Origin of the sequence: Rhizobium sp. NXC24, from assembly GCF_002944315.1 — a bacterium.
Classification (GTDB): domain Bacteria; phylum Pseudomonadota; class Alphaproteobacteria; order Rhizobiales; family Rhizobiaceae; genus Rhizobium.
The window spans coordinates 3,346,504-3,367,823 of record NZ_CP024311.1; the positions used below are offsets into that span (position 1 = coordinate 3,346,504).

Here is a 21,320-nt window from a genome sequence, read left to right on the forward strand (position 1 = left end):
GGAAACTATGAATAGATCGTAAAAACGAAAGCCGCTCCAGAATAATCCGGGGCGGCTTTCGCGCGTTAGCTAATCCGGCGATAAGAGCCGGAAAAACAATCGGAATCAAGTCTTTTTAGCGCTTTGAGAGCATTTGCCCGGTATTTTCGCATCTGCCGAATTCACTTGTTGCAACGGCTTTACATCGGTGCATAAACTGCTAGGTAAAGGCGATGGCAATTTGATTTATCAGGCGTAACGCCCTGAATATAAATCACAAATGGCGAGACTTGATAGTATGAATAACTTGACCAAGGCCAATCTCCCCGTTCCTGCTCCGCGCAGTTCCCACCCCGAAATCCTTGCGGAAGAAATCATCGAGCGCCTGACCTATCGCATCGGCAAGGATGCAAAAGTGGCCAAGCCGCACGATTGGTTGACGGCGACGATCCTTGTCATTCGCGACCGTGTCATCGACAAATGGATGGAATCGACCCGCAAGGTGTACGAGACCGGTGCCAAGCGCGTCTACTATCTATCCCTCGAATTCCTCATCGGCCGCCTGATGCGCGACGCTGTGTCGAACCTCGGCCTGATGGAGGAGATCACCAATGCGCTCTCCTCGCTCGGCGTCGACATCCGCGTCATCGCCGGCCTCGAACCCGACGCGGCGCTTGGCAACGGCGGCCTTGGCCGTCTCGCCGCCTGCTTCATGGAATCGATGGCGACCGTCGATGTGCCGGCCTATGGCTACGGCATTCGTTATGTCCACGGCCTGTTCCGCCAGCAGATGGCCGACGGCTGGCAGGTGGAACTGCCGGAAACCTGGCTTGCCCACGGCAATCCATGGGAATTCGAGCGTCAGGAAAGCGCCTATGAAATCGGTTTCGGCGGCGCCGTCGAATTCGTCAGCGGCCATGACGACCAGCCGCGCTATGTCTGGAAGCCGGCCGAACGCGTCATCGCCGCCGCCTTCGATACGCCCGTCGTCGGCTGGCGCGCCAAGCGCGTCAACACGCTGCGCCTCTGGTCGGCACAGCCGATCGACCCGATCCTGCTCGACGCCTTCAATGCCGGCGACCATATCGGCGCGCTGCGTGAAAGCAACAAGGCGGAAAGCCTGACCCGCGTTCTCTACCCAGCCGACGCGACGCCTGCCGGCCAGGAACTGCGTCTGCGCCAGGAATTCTTCTTCTCGTCGGCCTCGCTGCAGGACATCCTGCGCCGCCATCTGCAGCAGTATGACGATCTCACCAACCTCGCCGACAAGGTCGCGATCCAACTGAACGACACCCATCCGGCCGTTTCCGTCGCCGAAATGATGCGCCTTCTGGTCGATGTTCACGGCATGGAGTTCGACGCCGCCTGGGATATCACCCGCAACACCTTCGGCTACACCAACCACACGCTTCTTCCGGAAGCGCTGGAAAGCTGGCCGGTGCCGCTGTTCGAACGGCTGCTGCCCCGCCACATGCAGATCGTCTATGCGATCAATGCCAAGATCCTGGTCGAAGCCCGCAAGGCACGCAATTTCAGCGACGCAGAAATCCGCTCGATCTCGCTGATCGATGAAAATGGCGACCGCCGCCTGCGCATGGGCAATCTCGCTTTCGTCGGCTCGCACTCGATCAATGGCGTCTCGGCGCTTCACACAGATCTGATGAAGGTCACGGTCTTCTCTGATCTCCACAAGCTTTACCCGGATCGCATCAACAACAAGACCAACGGCATCACGCCACGCCGCTGGCTGATGCAATGCAATCCGGGCCTGACCAACCTCGTGCGCGAAACCATCGGCGACGCGTTCCTCGACGATGCGGAAAAGCTGAAGCCGCTCGACCAATTCGCCCGCGACAGCGCCTTCCAGGAGAAGTTCGCCGCCGTCAAACGGGCCAACAAGGTGCAGCTTTCCAATCTCGTCGCCAGCCGCATGGGTATCAAGCTCGATCCCAATGCGATGTTCGACATCCAGATCAAGCGCATCCATGAATACAAGCGCCAGCTTCTGAACATCATCGAAGCCATCGCGCTTTATGATCAGATCCGCTCGCATCCGGAACTGGACTGGCAGCCGCGCGTAAAGCTGTTCGCCGGCAAGGCAGCGCCGAGCTATCACAACGCCAAGCTGATCATCAAGCTGATCAACGATGTCGCCCGCGTCATCAACCACGACCCTTCGGTGCGTGGCCTGCTGAAGGTCGTCTTCGTGCCGAACTACAACGTTTCGCTCGCCGAGGTTATGGTTCCTGCTGCGGACCTTTCCGAGCAGATTTCGACCGCCGGCATGGAGGCATCCGGCACCGGCAATATGAAGTTCGGCCTCAACGGCGCCCTGACCATCGGCACGCTGGACGGCGCCAATGTCGAAATGCGCGACAATGTCGGTGAGGACAATATCGTGATCTTCGGCCTGAAAGCCGACGAGGTCGCCAATCTGCGCAGCGACGGCCACGATCCCCGCGCCGTCATCGAACGTTCGCGCGAATTGGCGCAGGCCCTTTCGGCCATCGCGTCTGGTGTCTTCTCCCCGGACGACCGCAGCCGTTATGCCGGCCTGATCGACGGCATCTACGCCCATGACTGGTTCATGGTCGCGGCCGATTTCGACGCCTACGCCGCCGCTCAGCGCCAGGTCGACACCCTCTGGGCCAATCCCTCCGAGTGGTACGCGAAGACGATCAACAACACCGCTCGGATGGGCTGGTTCTCCTCCGATCGCACGATCCGCCAATACGCCAAGGAAATCTGGAGAGCCGGATGAAAAAGCCGAAAAGACCCGCTGACGGCACCGCCTTGAGGGACATTTCGGCAGACGAGATTGCTGCAATTCTCGCAGGCACACATTCCGATCCATTCGCCGTCCTCGGCGTACATCGGACGGATAATGGGTTCATCGCCCGTTGCTTCATTCTCGGCGCAGAAGCCGTCACCGCCACGGCGTTGGACGGCTCCGTCATCGGCGAGCTGGATCGTCTCGATCCAGCCGGGTTCTTTTCCGGTAATATCACGGTCACCAAGCAGCAGCCGGTGCGCTATCGCGCCCGGCGCGGCGATTCCGAATGGGCGGTGACCGATCCTTACAGCTTCGGCCCGGTCCTCGGTCCGATGGACGATTATTTCGTCCGGGAAGGTACCCATCTGCGCCTGTTCGACAAGATGGGCGCTCACCTCTTGAAGCACGAAGGCGTACAGGGCTTTCACTTCGCCGTCTGGGCGCCGAATGCGCAGCGCGTTTCGGTGGTCGGCGACTTCAACAATTGGGACGGCCGCCGGCATGTCATGCGCTTTCGCTCGGACTCCGGCATCTGGGAAATCTTCGCGCCGGACGTTCCAGCCGGCGTCGCCTACAAGTTCGAAATCCGCGGCCATGACGGCGTGCTCCTGCCGTTGAAGGCCGATCCCTTCGCCCGTCGCAGCGAACTCCGGCCGAAGACCGCTTCGGTCACCGCCACCGAAATGACGCAGGTCTGGGAAGACGAGGCCCATCTCGAACATTGGGCCAGTGTCGATAAGCGCCGCCAGCCGATCTCGATCTACGAGGTGCATGCCGCCTCGTGGCAGCGCCGCGACGATGGTTCCATGCTCTCCTGGGACGAGCTTGCCTCGCGCCTCATTCCCTATTGCGTCGACATGGGCTTCACCCATATCGAATTCCTGCCGATCACCGAACATCCTTACGATCCGTCCTGGGGCTATCAGACCACCGGCCTCTATGCGCCGACGGCCCGCTTTGGCGAACCGGAAGGCCTGGCGCGCTTTGTCAACGGCTGCCACAAGGTCGGCATCGGCGTCATCCTCGATTGGGTGCCGGCGCACTTCCCGACCGACGAACACGGCCTCGGCTGGTTCGACGGTACCGCGCTCTACGAGCATGAAGATCCGCGCAAGGGCTTCCATCCCGACTGGAACACGGCGATCTACAATTTCGGTCGCACCGAAGTTCTCGCCTACCTGCAGAACAACGCGCTCTATTGGGCCGAGAAATTTCATCTCGACGGCGTGCGCGTCGATGCCGTCGCCTCGATGCTCTACCTCGACTATTCCCGCAAGCACGGCGAATGGATCCCCAACGAATATGGCGGCAACGAGAACCTGGAAGCGGTTCGCTTCCTGCAATCGATGAACACCAGGCTTTATGGTTCGCACCCGGGCGTGATGACCATCGCGGAGGAATCGACCTCCTGGCCGAAAGTCTCGCAGCCGGTCCACGAAGGCGGCCTCGGCTTCGGCTTCAAGTGGAATATGGGCTTCATGCACGACACGCTGAGCTATCTCGCCCGCGAGCCCGTGCATCGCAGATATCACCACAACGAACTGACCTTCGGCCTGATCTATGCTTTCTCGGAAAATTTCGTTCTGCCGCTCTCCCATGACGAAGTGGTACACGGAAAGGGGTCGCTGATTGCCAAGATGGCAGGCGACGACTGGCAGAAATTTGCCAACCTGCGCGCCTATTACGCTTTCATGTGGGGCTATCCGGGCAAGAAGCTGTTGTTCATGGGCCAGGAATTCGCGCAATGGAGCGAGTGGAGCGAAGCCCGTGCGCTGGATTGGAATCTTCTGCAGTACCGCATGCATGAAGGCATGCGACGCCTGGTGCGTGATCTCAACTTCACCTATCGCAGCAAAGCAGCACTGCATGCCCGGGACTGCGAGGGCGAAGGTTTCGAGTGGTTGATCGTCGATGACTTTGAGAATTCGGTCTTTGCCTGGCTGCGCAAGGCGCCGGGCGAAAAGCCGGTCGCGGTCATCACCAATTTCACGCCGGTCTACCGCGAGAATTACACTTTGCGCCTGCCGGCTGAGGGGCGGTGGCGCGAAATATTGAACACCGATGCCGATATTTACGGCGGCAGCGGCAAGGGCAATGGCGGGCGCGTGCAGGCCGTCAGTGCGGGCGGAGGCATACAAGCGACGATAACGCTACCTCCCCTGGCGACGATCATGCTTGAACCGGAATCTTGAAATCATCACAGACAGGGAGGACTGAAATGGTAGAAAAACGTATCCAGCCACTGGCCCGCGACGCCATGGCCTACGTTCTTGCCGGTGGCCGGGGCAGCCGCCTGAAAGAGCTAACCGACCGCCGTGCCAAACCTGCCGTCTACTTCGGCGGCAAGGCTCGTATCATTGATTTCGCGCTATCCAACGCGCTGAACTCCGGTATCCGCCGCATCGGCGTCGCCACCCAATACAAGGCGCACTCCCTTATTCGCCACCTGCAGCGCGGCTGGAACTTCCTGCGTCCAGAGCGTAACGAAAGCTTCGACATCCTGCCGGCCAGCCAGCGCGTTTCCGAAACGCAGTGGTACGAAGGCACGGCCGACGCTGTCTATCAGAACATCGACATCATCGAGCCCTATGGTCCGGAATACATGGTCATCCTCGCCGGCGACCATATTTACAAGATGGACTATGAGTGGATGCTGCAGCAGCACGTCGATTCCGGCGCCGATGTCACCATCGGCTGCCTCGAAGTGCCGCGCATGGATGCCGTCGGCTTCGGCGTCATGCATGTCGACGAGAAGGACCGGATCATCGACTTCGTCGAGAAGCCGGCGGACCCGCCGGGCATTCCCGGCAATCCCGATTTCGCGCTGGCGTCGATGGGCATCTACGTCTTCCACACGAAGTTCCTGATCGAGTGCCTGCGCCGCGATGCTGCCGATCCGAATTCCAGCCGCGACTTCGGCAAGGATATCATCCCCTACATCGTCAAGAACGGCAAAGCCGTCGCCCATCGCTTCACGCAGTCCTGCGTGCGCTCCGATTTCGAGCGCGAAGCCTATTGGCGCGATGTCGGTACGGTCGACGCCTACTGGCAGGCCAATATCGACCTCACCGCCGTGGTGCCGGAACTCGACATCTACGACAAGTCCTGGCCGATCTGGACCTATGCCGAAATCACCCCGCCGGCCAAGTTCGTCCATGACGACGAGGACCGCCGCGGTTCGGCCGTCTCCTCCGTCGTTGCCGGCGACTGCATCATCTCCGGCGCAAGCCTGTCGAACAGCCTGCTGTTTACCGGCGTGCGCGCCAACTCCTATTCCAAGCTGGAAGGGGCCGTCGTGCTGCCGAGCGTCAAGATCGGCCGTCGCGCCCAGCTAAAGAATGTCGTCATCGACCATGGCGTCACCATTCCGGAAGGCCTGGTGGTCGGCGAAGATCCGGAACTGGACGGCAAACGCTTCCGCCGCACGGAAAGTGGTATCTGCCTGATCACCCAGACGATGATCGACAAGCTGGATATCTGACATATGAAAGTTCTTTCGGTTTCGTCCGAAGTCTTCCCTTTGATCAAGACAGGGGGCCTGGCCGATGTGGCCGGCGCCCTGCCTATCGCTCTCAAGCCCTACGGCGTCGAAACGAAGACCCTGATCCCGGGCTATCCCGCCGTTATGAAGGCCATTCGCAATCCGGTGGCCCGTCTCGAGTTTTCCGACCTGCTCGGTGAAAAAGCGACGGTCTTCGAAGCCGAGCATGACGGAATTTCCCTCCTCGTCCTCGACGCACCGGCCTACTATAACCGCACCGGCGGCCCCTATGTCGACGCTGCCGGCAAGGATTATCCCGACAACTGGCAGCGTTTCGCTGCCCTGTCGCTCGCCGGCGCGGAAATCGCCGCCGGTCTGCTGCCCGGCTGGCGGCCGGACTTGGTGCATGTCCATGACTGGCAGTCGGCCATGGTGCCCGTCTACATGCGTTACTATCCGACACCGGAACTGCCGAGCGTCCTCACCGTCCACAACATCGCCTTTCAAGGCCAGTTCGGCGCCGACATCTTCCCCGGCCTGCGCCTGCCTGCGCATGCCTTTTCGATCGAAGGTGTCGAGTATTACGGCGACGTCGGCTTCCTGAAGGGCGGCCTTCAGACCGCTCTTGCACTGACCACCGTCAGCCCTTCCTATGCGGAGGAAATCCTGACGCCGGAATTCGGCATGGGCCTGGAAGGCGTCATCGCCAGCCGGGCAAATAGCCTGCACGGAATTGTGAATGGCATCGACGACGGTATCTGGAACCCGGAAACCGATCCGATGATCGCGCAGACCTATGGCGCCACGACGCTGAAAGACCGCGCCGCGAACCGCAAGCTCGTGGTCGAGCATTTTGGTCTGGACGATGATGACGGCCCGATTTTCTGCGTCGTCAGCCGTCTGACCTGGCAGAAGGGCATGGATCTGCTTGCCCGCATTTCCAGCGATATCGTCCGGATGGGCGGCAAGCTCGCCATCCTCGGCGCCGGCGATGCCGCCCTCGAAGGCGCACTTTTCGCCGCCGCCGGCCGTCATCGCGGCCGCGTCGGCGTTTCCGCCGGCTATAATGAACCGATGTCGCATCTGATGCAGGCCGGCTGCGACGCCATCATCATTCCGTCCCGCTTCGAACCCTGTGGCCTCACGCAGCTTTATGGCTTACGCTATGGCTGCCTGCCGATCGTTGCGCGTACGGGTGGCCTCAACGACACCATCATAGATGCCAACCACGCCGCGCTGCAGGCAAAAGTCGCGACCGGCATTCAGTTTTCGCCCATCACTGCCGATGGGCTGCTGCAAGCCGTACGCCGCGCCATGCACCTTTTCCAGGATCGAAAGGTCTGGACGCAGATGCAAAAGCAGGGCATGAAATCCGACGTATCCTGGGGCAAGAGCGCAGAACGCTATGCAGCCCTCTACTCCAGCCTTGTCTCGAGAGGCGCTTAATCAGATGATTAAAACCATTCCCACCAAACCCTATGCGGATCAGAAGCCTGGCACGTCAGGCCTCCGGAAGAAAGTTCCCGTATTCCAGCAGCCGAATTACGCTGAGAACTTCATCCAGTCGATTTTCGATTCGCTGGAAGGCTACCAGGGCAAATGCCTGGTCATCGGCGGCGACGGCCGCTACTACAATCGCGAAGTCATCCAGAAGGCCATCAAGATGGCCGCCGCCAATGGCTTCGGCAAGGTGATGGTCGGCAAGGGCGGCATTCTCTCCACGCCCGCCGCCTCAAACATCATCCGCAAATACAAGGCGTTCGGCGGCATCGTGCTGTCGGCGAGCCACAATCCCGGCGGCCCGACCGAGGATTTCGGCATCAAGTACAATATTGGCAATGGCGGCCCGGCGCCGGAAAAGATCACCGATGCGATCTATGAGCGCACCAAGATCATCGAAAGCTATAAGATCGCCGATTTCGCCGACATCAATCTCGACCGCATCGGCCGTGAAGACGTTGGCGGGATGATCGTCTCGGTCATCGACCCGGTCGAAGACTATGCTGCTTTGATGGAAGAGCTGTTCGATTTCGGCGCCATCCGCAACCTCATCAGCCTCGGCTTCCGCCTCTGCTTCGACGCAATGAGCGCGGTGACCGGCCCCTATGCCAAGGAAATCTTCGAAATCCGCCTCGGCGCACCGGGCGGCTCGGTCCGCAATTTCCTGCCGCTGCCGGATTTCGGCGGCCATCACCCCGATCCGAATCTCGTCTATTGCAAAGAGCTCTATGACGAGATGATGGGCGATGATGCGCCCGATTTCGGCGCGGCATCCGACGGCGACGGCGACCGCAACCTGATTATCGGCAAGGGCATCTATGTCACGCCGTCGGACAGCCTCGCGATCCTCGCCGCCAATGCCAATCTGGCGCCAGGCTATTCGCATGGCATCGCCGGTATCGCCCGCTCCATGCCGACAAGCGGCGCCGCCGACCGCGTCGCGGAAAAGCGCGGCATCGGTATCTACGAGACCCCGACCGGCTGGAAATTCTTCGGCAATCTGCTTGACGCCGGCATGGCGACGATCTGCGGCGAGGAAAGCTCCGGCACCGGTTCCAACCATGTCCGCGAAAAGGACGGCCTCTGGGCCGTGCTGCTCTGGCTCAACATTCTTGCGGTGCGCGGCGAAAGCGTCATCGATATCGTCACCCAGCATTGGGCGACCTATGGCCGCAACTATTATTCGCGGCATGACTACGAAGGCGTCGATACCGATGCCGCCAATGGCCTGATCGACGCCTTGCGCGAAAAGCTGCCGACCCTGCCGGGCACGCAGTTTGGCGATCTCACCGTTTCCGCCGCCGACGACTTTGCCTATCACGATCCGATCGACAAGTCGGTCAGCCAGCACCAGGGCATCCGCATCCTGTTCGAGGGCGGCTCCCGCGTCGTCTTCCGCCTTTCGGGCACCGGCACGACGGGTGCGACGCTGCGCGTCTACATCGAGCGCTACGAGCCCGATCCGACTCGCCACAACATCGAGACGCAGGAAGCGCTTGCCGACCTCATCGCCGCCGCTCAGGATATCGCCGATATCAAGGGCCGCACCGGCCGCGATGCACCGACGGTGATTACCTGATCCCTACGATCTAAGCCCTTCTCCCCGCATTGCGGGGAGAAGGTGGCCAGACGCCGCCGAACGTAGTGAAGCGGCGACTGGTCGGATGAGGGGCCTTCTCAAAATTCACCGCGACTGCGCAGTTTGCCGGACGCTCCGCCCCCCTCACCCTAGCCTTCTCCCGCATGCGGGGAGAGAGGACCACCTCTAGCCATCCGGAAAGCCCGCGAAGACATGTCCGAGCCGACAATCCGCAGCCTTGGCGCGATCCTCACCAACTCGGGTGTCGAATTTGCCGTCGCGTCCAAACATGCCGAGAAGATCGAGCTTTGCCTGTTCGATGCCGAGGGCGGAGAAGAGATTGCGCGTCTGCCGATGAAGCGCGAAGGCGAGGAGCATCGTCTGGCAGTCGATGGCATCAAGGAAGGCACGCGCTACGGTTTCCGCGCCCATGGTACATACGACCCGAACCAGGGTCTGTGGTTCGATCCGTCGAAGCTGCTTGTCGATCCCTATGCCAAGGAAATCGACCGGCCCTTCCGCTACGATCCTCGCCTCGGCACGTTCGGCGAGGATACGCAGGATCTGATACCGAGGGCGATCGTCTCCCGCGATATAGTGGTCAAGCCGGCCAAGCCGTTGTTCAAGCCGGGCGGCCTGATCTACGAAATCGCCGTCAAGCCTTTCACCATGCTGCATCCGGGCGTGCCGGCGGAGAAGCGCGGCACGCTGGCCGCCCTCGCCCATCCCGCGGTTATCGCCCATCTCAAGCGACTGCATGTCGATGCCGTCGAGTTGATGCCGATCACCGCATGGATCGATGAACGGCATCTGCCGCCGCTCGGCCTCGGCAATGGCTGGGGCTATAATCCCGTCGCCTTCATGGCGCTCGACCCCCGTATCGTACCCGGTGGCGTCGTGGAATTGCGCGGGACGGTGGCGGCACTGCACGCCGAGGGCATCGCTGTCATCCTTGATCTCGTTTTCAATCACACCGGCGAGAGCGATCGCCAAGGCTCGACGCTGTCATTGCGTGGCCTCGACAATCCCACCTATTTCCACCATGACCCGAACCAGCCCGGTGTGCTGATCAACGACACCGGCACCGGCAATACGGTGGCCTGCGATCAGCCGGCGACGCGCCAGCTCATCATCGACAGCCTGCGCCATTTCGTGCTCCACGCTGGCGTCGACGGCTTCCGTTTCGACCTTGCCACCGTCCTCGGCCGTACCGCCAAGGGCTTCGATCCCGAAAGCCTGACGCTGCGGTCCCTCTTCGCCGATGACGTGCTTCAGGACCGGATCATGATTGCCGAACCCTGGGACATCGGTCCCGGTGGCTACCAGCTCGGCAATTTTCCGGCTCCCTTTCTCGAATGGAACGATCGCGCCCGTGACGATCTGCGTTGCTTCTGGCGCGGCGACGACAACAAGATCGGGGACATCGCCACCATCCTCGCCGGCTCGTCTTCCTTCTTCGGCCGCGACGGCCGCACCCAGACCCGCAGCGTCAACTTCCTCGCCGCCCATGATGGCTTCACGCTCATGGACATCGTCTCCTATGCGCACAAGCACAATGAGGCGAACGGCGAGAACAATCGCGATGGCCATAACGAAAATTTCTCCTGGAACAATGGCGTCGAGGGCAAGACGGATGATCCAGTGATCCTTCGCAAACGCCGCACCGACATCGAAGCCCTGCTCTCTACGCTTTTCGCCACACGCGGCACGATCATCCTGACCGCCGGCGACGAATGTGGGCGCACCCAGCGGGGCAACAACAATGCCTATTGCCAGGACAACGATATCACCTGGATGGACTGGACGACGCCAGACGAGGAGTTGATTGGCCATACCGCCTGGCTCGCCAGTCTCCGCCGTCGATTTACAGCCTTCAGCGAGATGGAATTTTTCAACGGCAAAGGCGATGTCCTCTGGTTCTCCGCCAACGGCACGGCCATGACGGTGCCTGATTGGGAGACGCCGGTTGCCCGCGTGCTCGGCATGGCGATCGGGACTGAGGATCGTGATAGTGGCAAGAAGACCCGTCTCGCCGTGTTGCTGAACCGCGCGAACGAGGAACAACACGTCAAGCTGCCGGCCTCGAGCGGGGCCGGCTGGTCGCTGCTGAAGCCTGAGGGAGCAACGCCGGTTCAAGGCGAGACCATCGTGCCGGCGCGCTCGGTCAGCTTCCTCCTCGAAAACTGAGCCCGTTGACTTTCCGGTTTTAATCGCCAGAAAGATCGCAGAAAGCAGCAAAACCTGACGAGGATGGAATGCCCGGCGATATTTCGCTTGTTGAGATCATGAAGCTGGTAGGAACCGAGATCGGCATTTCCGACTGGATCACGGTCGACCAGACGATAATCGACACTTTCGCCGACGCGACGCTCGACCATCAGTTCATCCATGTCGATCCCGAGCGCGCCAAAGCGGAAACGCCCTATGGCGGCACCATCGCACACGGCTTCCTGACGCTGTCGCTGCTTTCGGCGATGAACTACAGCGGCCTGCCGAAGATCCGCGAGCAGACGATGGGCATCAACTACGGCTTCGAGCAGATCCGCTTCATGTCGCCGGTCAAATGCGGGGCGCGCGTGCGCGGCCACTTCAAGCTCGCCGAAACTCGGCTGCGCGGTGCAAGTATGCTGATGCTCACTTATGATGTGACCGTGGAAATCGAAAACGAGCGTAAGCCGGCGCTGACCGCAACATGGACGACTATATCGCAGTTCGATCCAAAGGATCGGCCGGAAGGGGCTTAGGGCCGCTTTTCCACCTTCGCCTCAGCGGCGAGAAGGTCGCGCATCGCGCGGGATGAAGGGGCGTTACAGCAAAGAACTGCTTCCCGCCCCTCCCCTATTAGGCGCCGTGTCAGCGAGGAGAAAACGTATTTTGCGCATCCTCAGCCGCCTCGGCCAACAGTCCGAAAGCATACTCGGAAAAGGAGCGCCAGACTTCGACGCGGAATGTCTCGTCATCGAGGCGCAGCAGCACGACTTCCACCTTACCCAACAGCGTGCGCGAGCAGGCCCCGACAGGAAAAGCCTGCAGCGACAGGTCCTGCGGGCAACCGCCGGCGAGAGTCGCTTCCGCGCCGGGGCCGGAAGCGATGATCGCCGTGTTTCGATGGGAGACATCGGCGGCCGAATGCACAACGCCGGCGGAAGCGGCAATGCCGACCAGCTCGGCGCCATTCTCGTCGATAACGAGCCATTCGTCCGGGCCGATCCACAGAGCATGACGCCCATTTGCACTGGCAGATGTCTTCGGCCGGGTAGGCAGTTGCAGGCCGAGCGCCTGCGAAAGACCGCCAAGAGAGTCGGCCGGTGCCCGCAGCGCAATGCGGCTTGCAGGTGCTGCGGGTGTCAGGCGAACAGTGGCCGAGCCACCGTGGCGGCCGGCGAGCGGCAATTTGCGAACAGCGAGATCAGCCATTGATCCGGCCTCCTTCCTTGTCAAAGAACACCAGATCCGTCACCTCGACGGCAATCGTCTTGTCCGGCATCGGCACATAGAGCGTCTTGCCCATGCGCTCGCGGCCACCGGCAACAAGTGCGAAGGCAATCGAGCGGCCGAGATTTTCGGACCAATAGGAAGAGGTGACATGGCCGAGCATGGTCATCGGCTTCGGCTCATTCGGATCGGCGACGATCTGCGCGCCTTCTTCCAGCACCACCTTCGGGTCGCGGGTGACGAGACCGACGAGCTGCTTGCGCCCTTCCTTGACAAGGTCCGGCCGCTTCAGGCCACGAATACCGACGAAATCGGTCTTCTTCTTGGACACGGCCCAGGAAAGTCCGGCGTCATCGGGCGTCACCGTACCGTCGGTATCCTGGCCGACGATGATATAGCCCTTCTCGGCGCGAAGAACGTGCATGGTCTCGGTGCCGTACGCGCAAGCGCCCAACGGCTCGGCCCGCGCCCAGACGGCTTCCAAAACCGACTGCCCGTAGTCCGCCGGCACGTTGATTTCGTAGCCCGCCTCACCGGTGAAGGAGACGCGGAACAGCCGCGCCGGTACACCGCAGACCTTGCACTCGGCCACGCTCATATGCGGGAAGGCTTCATTGGACAGATCCTGCCCCTCGACGAGCGGCTCGATGATCTCGCGCGCCTTCGGCCCTTGCACGGCGATGACGGCCCACTGTTCCGTAGTCGACGTCAGCCAAACCTTCAGATGCGGGAATTCGGTTTGCAGATAATCTTCCATGTGGTGCAGCACGCGCGGCGCACCGCCGGTTGTGGTCGTCACATGGAAGCGATCTTCGGCCAAGCGCCCGACGACGCCGTCGTCATAAACAAAGCCGTCCTCGCGGGTCATGATGCCGTAACGGCAGCGACCGGGCTTCAGCGTGTCCCAGGCGTTGGTGTAGAGCAGGTTCAGGAACTGCGCCGCATCCGGCCCGACCACTTCGATCTTGCCGAGCGTCGAGGCGTCGAACACACCAGCCACTTCGCGTGCCGTTTGGCATTCGCGGTTGACAGCCTGATGCATCGTCTCGCCGGGTCGCGGATAGAACCAGGCGCGCTTCCAGTTGCCGACATCTTCGAAGATGGCGCCATGCGCCTCTTCCCAGGCATGCATCGGCGTCTTGCGCGCGGGATCGAAGAGCGACCCGCGCGAATGGCTGATCAGCGTGCCATAGGTCACCGGCGTATAGGGCGCGCGGAAGGTGGTAAGACCGACCTTCGGAATATCCTTGCCAAGCATTTCCGCGGCGATCGCCAGGCCATGCATATTGGAGAGCTTGCCCTGGTCGGACGCCATGCCGTTGGTGGTGAACCGCTTGATATGCTCGATCGAATGCATGCCTTCGCGCACGGCGAGGCGGATATCCTTCGCGCAGACATCGTGCTGGAAGTCGACGAAAGCCTTGGCATTGGTATTAGGCCCGGCACCCTCGGCTGCGCCGATCATGCCGCCCGTCCATTCGAAGGCCTGTTCGGCCTGCAGCAGGATCTTGCCGCCCGCGCCACCTGCGCCCGCAGCTCGCGCCATCAATTCACCGGCGGCAAGCGATTCCTCAATCGCCGCCTGCAGCCCGTCCGTGCCGTTGCAGGCACCGACGGAGAGACAATCCTGCACATAGGTGCCCGGCAGGAAGCGCTGCTTCTCGGCATCGAATTTCAGCTTGCCGCGCGACTGCGAGAATAGATGCACAGAAGGCGTCCAGCCGGCCGAAACCAGCAGCGCATCGATAGCAATCTTGCGGGCACCGCGGCTGCCATTGCGCGCCACGGTCATGGAGGAAATGCGCAGCTTGCCGGCGGTATCGATGACGGCATAGTCGCTCAGCACCTCAATCCCGAGCCGCTTCGCCTCGGCAAGCACGGCCTCGCCGGGCCGTGCGCGGCTGTCGATGATCGCCGCGACGGAGACGCCGGCGCGCTTCAGGTCGAAGGCAGCCTCGTAAGCCGAGTCATGCGCCGTATAAACGCCAACCTTGGCGCCGACGGCAACACCGTAATGGTTGAGATAAGTGCGCGCCGCGGATGCCAGCATGATGCCCGGGCGGTCGTTGTTCGGGAACACCATATGCCGCTCGATCGCGCCCGTCGCCATGATGACGCGCTTGGCGCGGACCTGCCACAGACGCTCGCGCGGCAGATGACGGCCCGGCTTTGCGAGATGATCGGTGACGCGTTCGGCAAGGCCGATGAAATTGTGGTTGTAATAGCCGAAAGCCGTCGTGCGGGTCAGCACTTCCACATTGTCCATCGACTTGAGCTTGGCGACGACATCCTGTGCCCAGACATAGCCCTCAACACCGTCGATCTTGACGCTGGCATCGAAACGCAGCGAGCCGCCCGCTTCCGCCTGTTCGTCGCAGAGAATGACCTTGGCGCCGGTTTCTGCGGCCGCCAGTGCGGCGGAAAGACCGGCAATGCCGGCGCCGACCACCAGCACGTCGCAATGGGCATAACGGCTGGCATAGTGATCCGGATCCTCCTCAGTCGGCGCGACGCCGAGACCGGCGGCGCGGCGAATGAAGGGTTCGTAAATATTCTTCCAGGCCGCCTTCGGCCACATGAAGGTCTTGTAGTAGAAGCCGGCGGCGAAGAAGGGCGACATGAGATTGTTGACGCCGCCGACATCGAAGGCGAGAGACGGCCAACGATTCTGCGACTCCGCCTTCATGCCATCGAAGACCTCCTGCACGCTGGCGCGCACATTGGGCTGGCGGCGGGCCGAATCGCGGGAGATGTCGAGCAACGCGTTGGGCTCTTCCGCGCCGGCCGACAGGATGCCGCGCGGGCGATGATATTTGAACGAGCGGCCGACGAGATGAATACCGTTGGCAAGCAGCGCCGAGGCGACGGTGTCGCCTTCGAGTGCCGTATAACTCTTGCCATCAAAGGTGAAGCGGGCGGTTCTGGCCGGCGTCAGGCGGCCCTTGCCTGCAATACGATTGGCGCCGCTCATTTCGCAAATCCCTCTTCTTGGTGTGCTTGTTCTTGTGCACGTTGTTCTTGCACGTTGTTGTCTTGCGCCACCGGCTCATGGACCGGCTCGGGGGCCGCGGGCAGCAGCGTCGAAATATCCGGCTTCGGCTCGCCGGCCTTGTAGGTCCGGTAGAAGCGGTCGCTCACCGTATCGCGCGCAGCGTTGAAGAAGCGGCCGCAGCCATGCATATGCCGCCAGCGCTCGAAGATCAGGCCCTTCGGATTGTCACGCAGGAAGAAATATTCCTCGAATTCCTCATCGGAAATTCCGGCGATATTTTCCGGCCTCACGATATGCGCGTCGCCCGCGTTGCGGAATTCCAGTTCCGAACGCTCTTCCTCGCAATAGGGGCAGTAAATCAGCAGCATCGTTTTCTACCTATGTTAAAGCTCGGAGCCCGTAAGGCTTGTGCCGGGAGGCTGTGCGCAGAGCTGGCGTCCCATTGTGACGAAAGGTGTTATGCGCTTCACGAGCGCCTCCAGCGATCCGTAGGGTTTCAGCACATTGGTCATTCCCAGATTGACCAAGCTCATTCCCAGCAGATCCGTGTCGATGGCAAAAGCCCTTGTCGCCTCAGGCGTCTGCTCCGGCACAAAATAGACCGCCGGCTTTTTCAACACCTTGACGCAGGCAAGCACGCCGCTTTCGGCCACGAAGGGCCATTCGGCCTCGGCCTTCGCCTTATGGATCACCTGCATGCGAACATCCTCGACCCCCGGAAAGAGATCACTGACTTCGGTCACGATCGTTCCTGCCGACAACGAAAACCTTGCCGCAAGAACGATCCCGACCGCCGTCAGCATCAATGCGCCACGGCGGCGGCAGCCGCCTCGTCGATCAAGCGGCCAGTGCGGAAGCGATCCAGCGTCAGGCCGGCATTGAACCGATGCGGCTCGTCGCGGGCGATGAGATGCGCAAACAGATTGGCCGAACCCGGCGTCGCCTTGAAACCGCCCGTGCCCCAGCCGCAATTGACATAGAGGCCCGGCACCGGCGTCTTCGACTGGATCGCCGAACGATCCGGCGTGTTGTCGACGATGCCGCCCCAGGAGCGCATCATCTTCACGCGGCGGAACATCGGGAAGAGTTCACAGATCGCATCCAGCGTATGGGTGATGATCTGCAGGCCACCGGTCTGGCTATAGGAATTGTACTGGTCCGTACCCGCGCCGATGACGAGTTCGCCCTTGTCGGATTGCGAAATATAGGCATGCACCGTGTTCGACATGACGACGCAGGGGAAGATCGGCTTCAACGGCTCGGAAACCAGCGCCTGCAACGGGCTCGACTGCAGCGGCACGCGCACGCCGGCCATCTGCATGACGACGGTCGTGTGACCTGCCGCCGAAACGCCGATCTTCTTGGCGCCGATGAAGCCCTTGGTGGTGTCGACGCCGGCCACGCGACCGTCCGGCCCGCGCTGGATACCGGTCACTTCGCAATTCTGGATGATGTGCACGCCGCGATCCGAAGCCGCGCGGGCAAAGCCCCAGGCCACGGCATCGTGACGGGCCGTGCCGCCGCGGCGCTGGAGCGCAGCGCCATTGATCGGGTAGCGCGCCGTCTTCGAAATATCGAGCGGCGGACAGTAAGCCTTGGCCTGCTCCGGCGTCAGCCATTCATTGTCGATGCCATAGAGCCTATTGGCATGGATATGCCGCTTGAAGGACTGCTGATCGTGAATATTGTGCGACAGCATCATCACGCCGCGCGGCGAGTACATGACATTGTAATTGAGATCCTGAGAAAGCCCCTCCCAGAGCTTCATCGAATGCTCGTAGATATGCATGCTCTCTTCATAGAGATAGTTCGAGCGGATGATGGTCGTATTGCGGCCGGTATTGCCGCCGCCGAGCCAGCCCTTCTCAATCACGGCGACATTGGTGATGCCGTGTTCCTTGGCGAGATAATAGGCGGCGCCCAAGCCATGGCCGCCAGCGCCGATGATGATGACGTCATACTCCTTGCGCGGCTCCGGCGAACTCCACTGGGCCTCCCAGCCCTTGTGAGCCCGCATTGCTTCCCGTGCCACGGCAAAGACAGAGTATTTACGCATTCGCCCTCAACTCCTTCAGGGATCAAGCCCTTTCGATGGGCCATACAAATCGCAGATCAAAAACCGACACAACGGCTCTTTTGCGACGCAATCACGACCGGCTTTCGACACGGTTAAAAAGAATGCTACAGCAAGGCCCGACCTTGTGAACGGCCAGGATCGACATATCTGACTGACTGCCATTGAGGCATACACTAAGCCGCTCGGACAATGAACACTGTGCGACATGGTCTGATCGCACATAGTTCACCCTTCCTACTTGCGCTGAAGATGACAGATCTTCACTCGACCACCATGGCCGTCGCTGCGCCACGCGCATCCTTCCTTCTGTGGTTTGCGGTCGTAAAGATAGATTCTTGCCCGATGTTTGCTGTCGAAGGTCTGGTTGGAAAAGTCATGGCCGCCTATGTGGACATTTTTGCCGAGTCGCACCTCGCCGGCGGCGGCAGGCACCAGCGTTGCGACAAGAAGGGTGGCGGCCAGGATAGACGCACCATATGACCTGACGGCGACAGCGAGATCGAACGATTTCATAAAGCGATTCCCCTTAACGCCGGATAACCACCGAAACCAGGCGGTTCGGCAGCGGGTGGAAATGACCAGGGCCTCAAATCTCACATAAGCACGCCCGAGGCGACATCGCGGGCTCACTTCAGGCTCGACAAAGCGCTTTTTCCTCTGCAAACTCACGATCTGGCTAGACTTTGACAAACCGATCTGCTATCTCGCCTTACCAATCGCAAGGCTGCGGCCGCGCGAACGTTATTGTTTTGCCTCCTGGTGCTGCAGTCGCCGCTGGCATCAACCAAACCAAAGGAACGTGATTCTCGTGCAGGTACTTGTCCGCGATAACAATGTCGATCAGGCTCTCCGCGCTCTCAAGAAGAAGATGCAGCGCGAAGGCATTTTCCGCGAAATGAAGATGCGCGACTATTACGAAAAGCCGTCGCAGAAGCGTGCTCGCGAGAAGGCTGAAGCTGTTCGTCGCGTTCGCAAGCTGGCACGCAAGCGCGCACAGCGCGAAGGTCTGGTCGCACGCTAATCGTCGTTTTTTCGACGTTTTCAGATGCATGTCTGGCGGGGGCGAGTCGTTCGCCGCCGCCTTTTTGATTTATTCTCCGGGCAAACGGAATTTATCAAAACAGCCTGATATAACGCATGGGGAAAGCGAACCCGATAATGGCAATCACGACGTCCAAACAGTTCCGCACTTCGAAACTGTCTTTTTTTGTTTCGAAGCGCGCTGCTGCCGTACCCGCTTTGGCTCTTCTCACTGCAATCGGCCTTTCCGGCTGCCAGACCGCCTCCACCGATACGGTGATCCGCATCGACAAGGCGCAGGGTTCTTCGGAAAACATTGCCTCGCTGACCTCGGTCATCAATGCCAATCCGCAGGATCCGGAAGGCTATAACGTCCGCGGCACGGCCTATGGCCGCGGCGGCGAATTCAGCCGCGCCCTTGCAGACTTCAACCAGGCGATCCAGCTCAATCCGAAGTTCTATCAGGCCTACGCCAATCGCGCGCTCATCTATCGCAACATGGGCAAGCTGCCGGAAGCGGTCGCCGACTATAACGCCGCGCTGCAGATCAACTCCAATTATGACGTCGCCTATATCGGCCGCGGCAACCTCTATCGTCAGTCCGGCCGCGACAACGACGCTTTCAACGATTATTCCAAGGCGATCAGCCTCGGCACGACGGATGGCCGCGCCTATAACGGCCGTGGTGTGATCTACCAGAAGCGTAATCAGCAGGATAAGGCGATCGACGACTTCTCCAAGGCGATCTCGCTGTCGCCGAATTCGCCCGAGCCCTATAACAGCCGCGGCATCTCCTATCTCGCGCAGAACGACGACGACAACGCGTTTGCCGATTTCAACCACGCGATCGACCTCAACAATAAGGTCGCCGAATCCTGGGCCAACCAGGCTTTCGTTTATGAGCGCCGTGGCGATAAGGCCAAAGCCCGCCGTTCCTACCAGCACGCCGTCAACCTCGACCCGTCCTACCAGCCGGCCAAGGACGGCCTGGCACGCGTCGGGGCAGGCGCCTAAAATAGTTGCAAGAAAAGCGCATGGCGCTTTTCTTGCCACAAGTGCCTGAGAACAACAGTGGGCCGCCGTGCGATCATCCGCCCGGCGGCTTTTCTTTGCGCTGTTGAACGCATAGTCTCCCCCCGACCCCACATTCGGATAAGAGACGCGGCATGCCTTCTCAAGAAATCATCGTCATCGGCGCCGGCATTATCGGCGCCTCCATCGCCTGGCATTTGGCGCGCAAGGGTGCACGCGTGACCGTGATCGCGGCAAAGCCCGGAGGCGAGGCGACGCCCAGCTCTTTCGCCTGGATCAACGCGAGCTGGGGCAATCCCGAATTCTACTTCCATTTCCGTCGCCGCTCGATGGCGGAATGGTCGCGGCTGGCGGCTGACCTTCCCGACCTGCCGCTTTCCTGGTGCGGCGGGCTCTGCTGGGATCTGCCGGAAGCCGAATTGGAGGCCTATGCCGCGCGGCAGGGCGGCTGGGGCTACGGCCTGCGGCAGGTCGATCGCGAAACAAGCGCCGCCCTCGAACCTCACCTCGCCGATCCGCCCACTTTTGCGCTGCATGTCGCCGAAGAAGGCGCTGTCGAGCCGGTTGCCGCCGCCAATTTGCTGTTGGAAGATGCCGCCCGTCATGGCGCAACGCTGTCCTATGGCATGGAAGCCAGACGGCTCCTGCGGGAGAACGGCAGGATCACGGGCGTTGAAACGGCGGATGGAGTGCTGCTTGCCGATCATGTGGTTCTCGCCGCCGGTGCCGGCACCGCAGCACTTGCTGCGTCCGTCGGCATCGATGTGCCGATCGAAACGCCGCCGGGCCTCATCGTTCATTCCCGCCCTGCTCCCCGGCTGCTGAACGGCCTCGTCATGGCGCCGGAGCTGCACATGCGCCAGACGATGGAAGGCAGGATCATTGCCGGCACCGATTTCGGCGGTACCGATCCGGGCGAGAAACCGCAGCAGGCGGCTGACGAACTCTTCGCCAAGGTCAAAACCATGCTGCGTGGCGGCGACGAGCTCGAACTCGATTTTTATACGGTTGGCTATCGTCCGACCCCGAAAGACGGTTTCCCGATCATCGGCGGTGTCGATGCAGCTCCGGGCCTCTATCTTGCCGTGTTGCATTCCGGTGTGACGCTGGCGCCGCTCGTCGGATCGGTTGCGGCAGCAGAGATCCTCAGTGGCGATCCCGATCCTCAGCTCGCGCCATTTCGCCTGTCGCGATTCGCGCCGACAAGTGACTGACTCATGGATCTCAACTTTAAGCCTATGCCACTCGCGTCCAAAGTGTCTGGTATCACTTACGATTTAACTGCGATGACTTTTCATATGTTGCAACGCAATTTACCGGGCCCTAACATGGCCCTTTCGAGAGCATGCTGCTCGGGTAAAAGCATGGGGGCGCTCGACATGGTGATCAAGACCGATATTCCCGCTTTGGTAGACGCTTTTTATTTTAATGGTGGTCCGATCGGTTGATCGC

At 60.9% G+C, this 21,320-nt stretch carries 17 protein-coding genes; 11 read left to right on the forward strand and 6 right to left on the reverse strand.

All coding sequences use genetic code 11. The features are described from left to right. Nucleotides 1-277: 277 nt before the first annotated feature. From NXC24_RS16495 to NXC24_RS16525, 7 genes are all read left to right on the forward strand, one after another. Nucleotides 278-2,740: a glycogen/starch/alpha-glucan phosphorylase gene (locus NXC24_RS16495; RefSeq protein ID WP_104824279.1), complete on the forward strand. Its 2,463-nt coding sequence runs from the start codon at nucleotides 278-280 to the stop codon at nucleotides 2,738-2,740. Then, nucleotides 2,737-4,944 carry a 1,4-alpha-glucan branching protein GlgB gene (gene glgB, locus NXC24_RS16500; RefSeq protein ID WP_104824280.1) on the forward strand — a complete coding sequence of 736 codons (2,208 nt, stop codon included), beginning with the start codon at nucleotides 2,737-2,739 and terminating at the stop codon, nucleotides 4,942-4,944. The genes NXC24_RS16495 and glgB overlap by 4 nt, the downstream gene beginning before the upstream one ends. Before the next feature lie 26 nt (nucleotides 4,945-4,970). Further along, nucleotides 4,971-6,233, forward strand: a complete 1,263-nt coding sequence (gene glgC, locus NXC24_RS16505) for a glucose-1-phosphate adenylyltransferase (RefSeq protein ID WP_104824281.1) — start codon at nucleotides 4,971-4,973, stop codon at nucleotides 6,231-6,233. Between the two features lie 3 nt (nucleotides 6,234-6,236). After that, nucleotides 6,237-7,679, forward strand: a complete 1,443-nt coding sequence (glgA, locus tag NXC24_RS16510; RefSeq protein WP_104824282.1) for a glycogen synthase GlgA — start codon at nucleotides 6,237-6,239, stop codon at nucleotides 7,677-7,679. A gap of 4 nt (nucleotides 7,680-7,683) precedes the next feature. Then, nucleotides 7,684-9,312 (forward strand): alpha-D-glucose phosphate-specific phosphoglucomutase, encoded by a 1,629-nt coding sequence (locus NXC24_RS16515; RefSeq protein WP_104824283.1) that lies wholly within the window; start codon nucleotides 7,684-7,686, stop codon nucleotides 9,310-9,312. Between the two features lie 213 nt (nucleotides 9,313-9,525). Beyond that, nucleotides 9,526-11,499 (forward strand): glycogen debranching protein GlgX, encoded by a 1,974-nt coding sequence (gene glgX / locus NXC24_RS16520; RefSeq protein ID WP_104824284.1) that lies wholly within the window; start codon nucleotides 9,526-9,528, stop codon nucleotides 11,497-11,499. A 68-nt stretch (nucleotides 11,500-11,567) separates the two neighbouring features. Further along, nucleotides 11,568-12,056 (forward strand): MaoC family dehydratase, encoded by a 489-nt coding sequence (locus tag NXC24_RS16525; RefSeq protein ID WP_104824285.1) that lies wholly within the window; start codon nucleotides 11,568-11,570, stop codon nucleotides 12,054-12,056. Between the two features lie 109 nt (nucleotides 12,057-12,165). Here NXC24_RS16525 and NXC24_RS16530 read toward each other — a convergent pair whose 3' ends face one another. The 6 genes from NXC24_RS16530 to NXC24_RS16555 form a co-directional block, all read right to left on the reverse strand. Beyond that, a complete protein-coding gene (locus tag NXC24_RS16530) occupies nucleotides 12,166-12,729 on the reverse strand; it encodes a sarcosine oxidase subunit gamma (protein WP_104824286.1) in 564 nt (187 codons plus the stop codon). Beyond that, the gene (locus tag NXC24_RS16535) at nucleotides 12,722-15,718 is read right to left on the reverse strand and encodes a sarcosine oxidase subunit alpha (protein ID WP_104824287.1); all 2,997 of its coding nucleotides are present in this window, start codon (nucleotides 15,716-15,718) and stop codon (nucleotides 12,722-12,724) included. The genes NXC24_RS16530 and NXC24_RS16535 overlap by 8 nt, the downstream gene beginning before the upstream one ends. Further along, on the reverse strand, nucleotides 15,715-16,107 hold the full coding sequence (locus NXC24_RS16540; RefSeq protein WP_104824288.1) for a sarcosine oxidase subunit delta: 393 nt from the start codon (nucleotides 16,105-16,107) through the stop codon (nucleotides 15,715-15,717). Before NXC24_RS16540 ends, NXC24_RS16535 begins: the two co-directional genes overlap by 4 nt. A 15-nt stretch (nucleotides 16,108-16,122) precedes the next feature. Further along, a complete protein-coding gene (locus tag NXC24_RS16545) occupies nucleotides 16,123-16,437 on the reverse strand; it encodes a hypothetical protein (protein WP_245463992.1) in 315 nt (104 codons plus the stop codon). Between the two features lie 104 nt (nucleotides 16,438-16,541). Then, nucleotides 16,542-17,795 carry a sarcosine oxidase subunit beta family protein gene (locus NXC24_RS16550; protein WP_104824289.1) on the reverse strand — a complete coding sequence of 418 codons (1,254 nt, stop codon included), beginning with the start codon at nucleotides 17,793-17,795 and terminating at the stop codon, nucleotides 16,542-16,544. Between the two features lie 255 nt (nucleotides 17,796-18,050). Continuing rightward, on the reverse strand, nucleotides 18,051-18,329 hold the full coding sequence (locus tag NXC24_RS16555) for a hypothetical protein (protein ID WP_245463894.1): 279 nt from the start codon (nucleotides 18,327-18,329) through the stop codon (nucleotides 18,051-18,053). A gap of 295 nt (nucleotides 18,330-18,624) precedes the next feature. Between NXC24_RS16555 and rpsU the strand changes: the two genes are divergently transcribed. The 4 genes from rpsU (at nucleotide 18,625) to NXC24_RS35125 (ending at nucleotide 21,316) form a co-directional block, all read left to right on the forward strand. Then, nucleotides 18,625-18,837, forward strand: a complete 213-nt coding sequence (gene rpsU, locus NXC24_RS16560) for a 30S ribosomal protein S21 (protein WP_003585885.1) — start codon at nucleotides 18,625-18,627, stop codon at nucleotides 18,835-18,837. Nucleotides 18,838-18,974: 137 nt separating this feature from the next. Further along, a complete protein-coding gene (locus tag NXC24_RS16565; RefSeq protein ID WP_104824290.1) occupies nucleotides 18,975-19,850 on the forward strand; it encodes a tetratricopeptide repeat protein in 876 nt (291 codons plus the stop codon). A 152-nt stretch (nucleotides 19,851-20,002) separates the two neighbouring features. Next, nucleotides 20,003-21,082 (forward strand): FAD-binding oxidoreductase, encoded by a 1,080-nt coding sequence (locus NXC24_RS16570; protein WP_104824291.1) that lies wholly within the window; start codon nucleotides 20,003-20,005, stop codon nucleotides 21,080-21,082. A gap of 3 nt (nucleotides 21,083-21,085) precedes the next feature. After that, nucleotides 21,086-21,316 carry a hypothetical protein gene (locus tag NXC24_RS35125; protein WP_158704493.1) on the forward strand — a complete coding sequence of 77 codons (231 nt, stop codon included), beginning with the start codon at nucleotides 21,086-21,088 and terminating at the stop codon, nucleotides 21,314-21,316. The last annotated feature ends 4 nt before the right edge of the window (nucleotides 21,317-21,320 follow it).

Bases quoted from the DNA above. Each gene is read 5' to 3' on its own strand.
- NXC24_RS16570 (WP_104824291.1), top strand. From the start codon at position 20,003: ATGCCTTCTCAAGAAATCATCGTCATCGGCGCCGGCATTATCGGCGCC.
- glgX (WP_104824284.1), top strand. From the start codon at position 9,526: ATGTCCGAGCCGACAATCCGCAGCCTTGGCGCGATCCTCACCAACTCG.
- NXC24_RS16530 (WP_104824286.1), bottom strand. From the start codon at position 12,729: ATGGCTGATCTCGCTGTTCGCAAATTGCCGCTCGCCGGCCGCCACGGT.
- NXC24_RS16550 (WP_104824289.1), bottom strand. From the start codon at position 17,795: ATGCGTAAATACTCTGTCTTTGCCGTGGCACGGGAAGCAATGCGGGCT.
- NXC24_RS16540 (WP_104824288.1), bottom strand. From the start codon at position 16,107: ATGCTGCTGATTTACTGCCCCTATTGCGAGGAAGAGCGTTCGGAACTG.
- glgA (WP_104824282.1), top strand. From the start codon at position 6,237: ATGAAAGTTCTTTCGGTTTCGTCCGAAGTCTTCCCTTTGATCAAGACA.
- NXC24_RS35125 (WP_158704493.1), top strand. From the start codon at position 21,086: ATGGATCTCAACTTTAAGCCTATGCCACTCGCGTCCAAAGTGTCTGGT.
- glgB (WP_104824280.1), top strand. From the start codon at position 2,737: ATGAAAAAGCCGAAAAGACCCGCTGACGGCACCGCCTTGAGGGACATT.
- NXC24_RS16555 (WP_245463894.1), bottom strand. From the start codon at position 18,329: ATGAAATCGTTCGATCTCGCTGTCGCCGTCAGGTCATATGGTGCGTCT.
- NXC24_RS16525 (WP_104824285.1), top strand. From the start codon at position 11,568: ATGCCCGGCGATATTTCGCTTGTTGAGATCATGAAGCTGGTAGGAACC.
- NXC24_RS16535 (WP_104824287.1), bottom strand. From the start codon at position 15,718: ATGAGCGGCGCCAATCGTATTGCAGGCAAGGGCCGCCTGACGCCGGCC.
- NXC24_RS16545 (WP_245463992.1), bottom strand. From the start codon at position 16,437: ATGCAGGTGATCCATAAGGCGAAGGCCGAGGCCGAATGGCCCTTCGTG.
- glgC (WP_104824281.1), top strand. From the start codon at position 4,971: ATGGTAGAAAAACGTATCCAGCCACTGGCCCGCGACGCCATGGCCTAC.
- NXC24_RS16515 (WP_104824283.1), top strand. From the start codon at position 7,684: ATGATTAAAACCATTCCCACCAAACCCTATGCGGATCAGAAGCCTGGC.
- NXC24_RS16565 (WP_104824290.1), top strand. From the start codon at position 18,975: ATGGCAATCACGACGTCCAAACAGTTCCGCACTTCGAAACTGTCTTTT.
- NXC24_RS16495 (WP_104824279.1), top strand. From the start codon at position 278: ATGAATAACTTGACCAAGGCCAATCTCCCCGTTCCTGCTCCGCGCAGT.